The organism is Rhizobacter sp. P1_G5, assembly GCF_056405435.1.
The window spans coordinates 1-5,899 of the sequence record NZ_JBFUCB010000382.1 but is presented as its reverse complement, the minus strand read 5'-3'; the positions used below and the strand labels follow the sequence as shown (position 1 = coordinate 5,899).

Below are 5,899 nucleotides of genomic sequence, written 5' to 3'. Positions count from 1 at the left end.
CCCGCAGGTGCTGGCCAACGTCTACAGCGTCAAGAGCAAGCAGCCGCTGTTCACGCCGTACACCATCGTCACGAAGACGCTGAAGGCCAAGGACCCGGCCGGCAAGGACGTGAGCGTGCCGGTCAAGGTCGGCTTCATCGGCTTCGCGCCGCCCGCCATCCTGGCCTGGGACAAGCGCTGGCTGGACGGCAAGGTCTACACCGAAGGCGTGAAGGAAACCGCCGAGAAGTTCATCCCCGAGATGAAGGCCAAGGGCGCCGAGCTGATCGTCGTGATCTCGCACGGCGGGCTCGACGCCGGGGCCTACTCGCCGACGATGGAGAACGGCAGCTGGCACCTGTCGAAGGTGGCCGGCGTCGATGCGATGCTGATCGGCCACTCGCACCAGATCTTCCCGGACGCGAAGAGCACCGTCGGGCAGTTCAACCAGACCGGTGTCGACAAGGTCAAGGGCACGGTCAACGGCGTGCCGACCGTGATGGCCAACTTCTGGGGCAAGCACCTGGGGGTGATCGGCCTGAACCTGAAGCACGACGGCAGCAAGTGGACGGTCGACACGACGAAGACCACGGTCGAGGCACGTTCGACGCAGAACGCCGACAAGACCTATGTCGCGGTCGATGCGACGGTCGCCCCGCTGATCGAGGCCGAGCACCAGGCGACCATCGCGTACGTGAAGACGCCGGTCGGCACGACCGATTTCCGCATGACGACCTACTTCGCCGACGTGGGCGAGCCCGGCGCGATCGAGATCGTCAACCAGGCGCAGGCGGACTACGTCTCGGCCTACATCCAGGCCAACCTGCCGGAGTTCAAGACGCTGCCGGTGCTGTCGGTCAGCGCGCCGTTCAAGTCCGGCTTCGGCGGCGGCAACGACTTCACCGACGTGGCCGCCGGCCCGCTCGCGATCAACAACGCGGCCGACCTGTACCTGTACCCGAACACCATCTATGCAGTGAAGGTGACGGGTGCCGACATCAAGGCCTGGCTGGAGACCGCGGCCAAGCGCTTCAACACGATCAACCCGGCGTTGACCACGGCGCAGGAGCTGGTCAGCACCTACCCGGGCTACAACTTCGACATGTTCACGTCGGCCGACATGCAGTACGAGATCGACGTGACGCAAGCGGTCGGCAGCCGCATCAAGAACCTCATGTACAAGGGCGCGGCGATCGACGCGGCGGCGCAGTTCGTCGTCGCGACCAACAACTACCGCGCGAGCGGCGGCGGCAGCTTCCCCGGCCTGGACGGCAGCAAGACGATCTACGCGTCGCCCGACGCGAACCGCGATGCGCTGATCTCGTACATCAAGACCGCGAAGAACCTGACCCGTGTGGCCAACGGCTCGCACCGCAGCTGGCGCTTCACGAAGGTGACGACGGCCGGGGCGGTGACCTTCAAGTCGGCGGCCAACCAGCTCGCGCTGGCGCAGGCCGCGGGCCTCGCCGGCATCACGCTGCAGCAGGCGGACGACGGCAGCGGCAAGAGCCTGTCGGTGTACGCGATCGACCTGGCGCAGTAAGAGAGAGAGGCATGCCGATGGCGCGATTGTTCGAGCACACCGTGTGGGCGCTGGTCGCGCTCGCCGCCGCCAGTGCGGCGCTGGCGGTGGGCGTCAGCACCCGTGGCGACCGCGGAGCGCTGGCGRCAGTGTCGACCGAACAGCTCGCGGTGCGCGCCGGTGCCGGCCGCGACGCGCAGGCGCTGCAGCAGCTGCGCTATCGCGCCGAGGGTGGCGCGGCGCAGGCGCAGCAGGCGCTCGGCAGCGTGCTGGCCGCGACGGCCGACGCTGCGGACCGGGCCGAGGCGCTGCGCTGGCTGCAGGCGGCGCAGCAGCAGGGCGATGCGCAGGCCTCGTACCAGCTGGGGAAGCTGCACCTGCAATCCGGGCCGCAGCACGACGAGGCGCAGGCGGCACGCGATTTCGAGCGCGCCGCCGTGGCAGGCCATGCGGGCGCGGCATTGCAGCGCGGCCTGCTGGCGCGCCGCGCGCGCGATCCGGCCGCTGCAGCGCGCTGGCTGGCGCAGGCCGCGCAGGCGCACGATCCGCAGGCGCTGTTCCTGCTGGCCAATGCCGCGCGCGAGGGCGATGGTGTGCCGCGCGACGAGGCGAGGGCGCTGGTGCTGTACCGTGAAGCGGCGGCCCTCGAATATCCGCCGGCCCACCAGGCGCTCGCGATGGCCTACGAACGCGGCGAGCTGGGCCTGGCGCGCGACAGCGAGCAGGCGCGCGAGGCGCTGGCCGAGGTGGCGCATTCGCTGAAGCATCCGCCGGTCGAGCGTTGAGCAGGCCACCGGCCGCGATCGATCAAGCAACGCCCGCGGAACCGGCTTTGCCGGGCCGCCGGGTGGCGCCCCTCGGGGGCAGGAGCGAAGCGACTGGGGGGCACAATACATCCATGAGCACCACCCAAATCGTCGCCTGGATCATCCTTGCCGTGCTGGTCTTCTGGGCCGTCGGTGCCTACAACCGCCTGGTGCGCCTGCGCAACGTGATCGGCAATGCGTTTGCGCAGATCGACGTGCAGCTCAAGCGCCGCTACGACCTGATCCCCAACCTGGTCGAGGTCGCGCGCAAGTACGTGACCCATGAGCGCGAGACGCTCGAAGCCGTGACCGCCGCCCGCAACCAGGCCAAGGCCGCTGCCGACCTGGCCCGTTCGCGCCCCGGTGCCGCCGGGCCGGTGACGAGTCTCTCGATGGCCGAGGGCGTGCTCGGCTCGGCCATGGGCCGGCTGATGGCACTGGTCGAGTCCTACCCGGAGCTGAAGGCCGACCAGAGCCTGCGCGAGCTGTCCGAGGAATTGACCAGCACCGAGAACAAGGTGGCGTTCTCGCGCCAGCTGTTCAACGACGCGGCCCTCGACTACAACGTCGCCGCGCAGCAGTTCCCGACCCGGCTGCTGGCCGCGCTGTTCGGCTTCCGCGAGGCCGCGATGCTGCAGTCCACCACGAGCGAGGCCGAGCGCGCCGCGGTGCGCGTGCAGCTGTAGTTCGCGCGCGGCCGTGCGCTTTCGCGACCAGCAGGACGAGACCCGCCAGGCCACGCAACGGCTGCTGGCGCTGTTCGCGCTGCTGCTGGTCGCGCTGGTGCTGGTGGTCAACGCGGCACTGCTCGGACTCTGGTGGGGCGCTGCCGCGCTGCTGCTGCGCGACGCCGATTTCCCCGGCCTGCCGCCGCTCTTCTTCGAGACCAACACCGCGATCGTGCTGCTGTTCGTGCTGGGCGGCTGCTGGGTCGAGACGGCGCGGCTGCGCAGCGGCGGCGGCGCCCACGTGGCGGAATGGGCCGGCGGGCGCGAGCTGCTCGACCCGCGCGACGTCACCGAGCGGCGGCTGCTGAACATCGTCGACGAGATGGCGCTCGCCAGCGGCCTGCCGCGCCCGCGCGTCTACCTGCTGGAGCGCGAGAGCGCCATCAATGCGTTCGCGGCCGGCTGGTCGCCCGAGGAATCGGTGGTCGCGGTGACGCGCGGCGCGCTGCAGCGCCTGACGCGCGACGAGCTGCAAGGCCTCGTCGCGCATGAGTTCGGGCACATCCACAACGGCGACCTGCGCCTGCACATGCTGCTGCTGGCGCTGGTGTGGGGCCTGTCGCTGGTGCACGGCTACGGCCACCGGCTGTTCGACGCCGACGAAGAGGGCAACCGGACCTTTCCCGGCGTGCTGATCGGCCCGGTCTTCATCGCGGCGGGCAGCCTGGGCTGGGTCGCCGGCCAGGTGCTGCAGGCCGCCGTGTCGCGGCAGCGCGAACTGCTGGCCGATGCGAGCGCGGTGCAGTTCACCCGCAGCCGCGACGGCCTGGGCGGCACGCTGCGCAAGATCTGGCACCAGGTCGACGGGCGCGAGGCCGCGCTGCTGCGCGTGCCGTCGCGCCTGCTGGCTGGCCAGCTGATGCAGGCGCCGGCGGGCTGGCTGTCCACGCACCCGCCGCTGCCCGAGCGCGTGCGCCGCGTCTACGGCCGCGCGATGCCGCCGCTCGCGGCCCCGGCGCTGCCGGCTGACGAAGCCGGCGAGCCGCGCCGCTTGCCCACCGCGCTATCGGCAGCTGCTCCCGCCGCGCCCATCGCCTATGCTGTCCCCATGTCCGAGACACCCGACCCCAGCGGCACGCTGCCGCAACCCCGTCCCACGTCGGATGACGACGAACGCGAAGCGATCGACCGCCTCGGCCGCGTGCATGGCCCGGGCGAACTCCGCGCGGTGCTGCTGGCACTGATCGCGACGCCCGGCAGCCAGCGCGAGCGCCGCGCCTGGCGCGACGAGACCCGCGGCCTGAGCACCGCCGATGCGTTGCGCGACGAGGTCAACAAGCTGGGCCCGGCCGCACGCCTGCCGTGGATCGAGGTGCTGCTCTCGCGCATCGCGCGCGCACCGCTGAACGACCGGCAGGATGTCGTCGAGGCGGCACGCCGCGTGATGGCCGCCGATGGCCAGGTGCGCCCGATCGACCGCCTGCACTGGCTGGCGCTGCGGCACCGCCTCGGCGAAGCCCGCCCGCCGAGCCCGAACGCGAGCGCCAGCAACGACCTCGCCGAGCTGCCGGAATCGGCGCTGATGCAGGTGGCGCGTCTGACGGCCTTCCTGTCGCGGCTCGTGCCCGACGGCGAGCTCGAGAGCGGCGCGGCCTGGTACCAGGCGGTGATGAAGCGCTGGGTGCGCGATGCGATCGTGCCGGCGCCCGAACTGCCCGATGCCGATGAGGTGGCGCATGCGCTGGGCGTCGTGCAGGGCCTGCCGTGGATGCTGCGGCCGGTGCTGGTGCGCGCCTGGCTGGAGGCGGCGCTGGCCGCGAGCCCGATGAACCGGCTGTCGGACGGCGCGGCCGATGCGCTGCGGCTGGCCGGGCTGCTGCTCGACTCGCCGCTGCCGCCCGAGCTGGCACGGCACTACATCGAGCTGCCGGCCGCGGTGCTGCGCGCCGGCGTCAGCTCTGGCACATGACCGAGGCGGACGCGACCAGCTCGTCGAACAGCGCCATCGAGACCTCGCCCGACACCGCGTAGGGATCGAGTTCGGCCCGCTCGGAATACTTCAGCAGCAGCGCCGGGTTCAGCATGTTCATCATCACCTGGCCCATCGCCCAGCCGGCGAAGCGGCGCTCGCCGATCTCTTCGTAGCGCAGCAGCGCCACGTCGTGGTGGCGCGGGTCGTTGGCGATGCGGTTGTACAGCTGGCTGACCGGCAGCCGGCCGCCTTCGAGCACCTGCAGGAAGATGCCGCCGGAGTGGCACAGCACCCCGGTCACGCCGACCTGCGGATTGTGGGCGCGAGACTTCTTCATGATCGCCGCGAGCGTCTCGGTGTCCATCGACGCGGCGGCACGGCTGGCGTACATCAGGCGCACGAGCATGGGGAATCCTTTCAGGTCTTCTTGCTCAGCAGGGACAGGAATTCGCGGCGCAGGCTCGCGTCCTTCAGGAACGCACCGCGCATCACGCTGTTGGTCATCATCGCCTGGTCGTCCTTCACGCCGCGCCAGTGCAYGCAGAAGTGATCGGCTTCCATCACGAGGGCGAGGCCGTCGGGCTTGACCCGGCTCTGCAATTCGTTGGCCAGCATCGTGACGGCCTCTTCCTGGATCTGCGGGCGGCTCATGATCCAGTYGCAGATGCGGGCGTACTTCGACAGCCCGATCAGGTTGGAATGCTCGTTCGGCAGGATGCCGATCCACACCCGCCCCATGATCGGGCACAGGTGGTGCGAGCAGGCGCTGCGCACCGTGATCGGGCCGACGATCATCAGCTCGTTGAGCCGCTCGGCGTTCGGGAACTCGGTGACCGCGGGCATCGGCACGTAGCGGCCGCGGAACACCTCGGTCAGGAACATCTTCGCGACGCGCCTGGCGGTTTCCTGGGTGTTGTGGTCGCTGTCGGTGTCGATCACCAGCGCCTTCAGC

Annotated in this window: 6 protein-coding genes; 4 read left to right on the top strand and 2 right to left on the bottom strand. The window is 70.6% G+C overall.

What is annotated here, in order from left to right; all coding sequences use genetic code 11:
- The 4 genes from AC1D12_RS22385 to AC1D12_RS22370 all read left to right on the top strand — a co-directional run.
- Positions 1 to 1,522: 5'-nucleotidase C-terminal domain-containing protein (locus AC1D12_RS22385; protein ID WP_477842933.1), on the top strand; the 1,522-nt coding region annotated here is incomplete at its 5' end.
- An 11-nt stretch (positions 1,523 to 1,533) separates the two neighbouring features.
- Positions 1,534 to 2,286, top strand: coding sequence for an SEL1-like repeat protein (locus AC1D12_RS22380; protein WP_477842932.1), 753 nt, complete (start codon positions 1,534 to 1,536; stop codon positions 2,284 to 2,286).
- Positions 2,287 to 2,399: 113 nt separating this feature from the next.
- Positions 2,400 to 2,993: a LemA family protein gene (locus tag AC1D12_RS22375; RefSeq protein ID WP_465111435.1), complete on the top strand. Its 594-nt coding sequence runs from the start codon at positions 2,400 to 2,402 to the stop codon at positions 2,991 to 2,993.
- Positions 2,994 to 3,006: 13 nt separating this feature from the next.
- Entirely contained in the window at positions 3,007 to 4,944 is a 1,938-nt protein-coding gene (locus AC1D12_RS22370) for a M48 family metalloprotease (protein WP_465111436.1), read from the top strand.
- Here the strand turns inward: AC1D12_RS22370 and AC1D12_RS22365 are convergent.
- Positions 4,928 to 5,353 (bottom strand): BLUF domain-containing protein, encoded by a 426-nt coding sequence (locus tag AC1D12_RS22365; RefSeq protein WP_047501553.1) that lies wholly within the window; start codon positions 5,351 to 5,353, stop codon positions 4,928 to 4,930. The genes AC1D12_RS22370 and AC1D12_RS22365 overlap by 17 nt on opposite strands.
- An 11-nt stretch (positions 5,354 to 5,364) precedes the next feature.
- Positions 5,365 to 5,899: GTP cyclohydrolase I (gene folE, locus AC1D12_RS22360; protein ID WP_477842929.1), on the bottom strand; the 535-nt coding region annotated here is incomplete at its 5' end.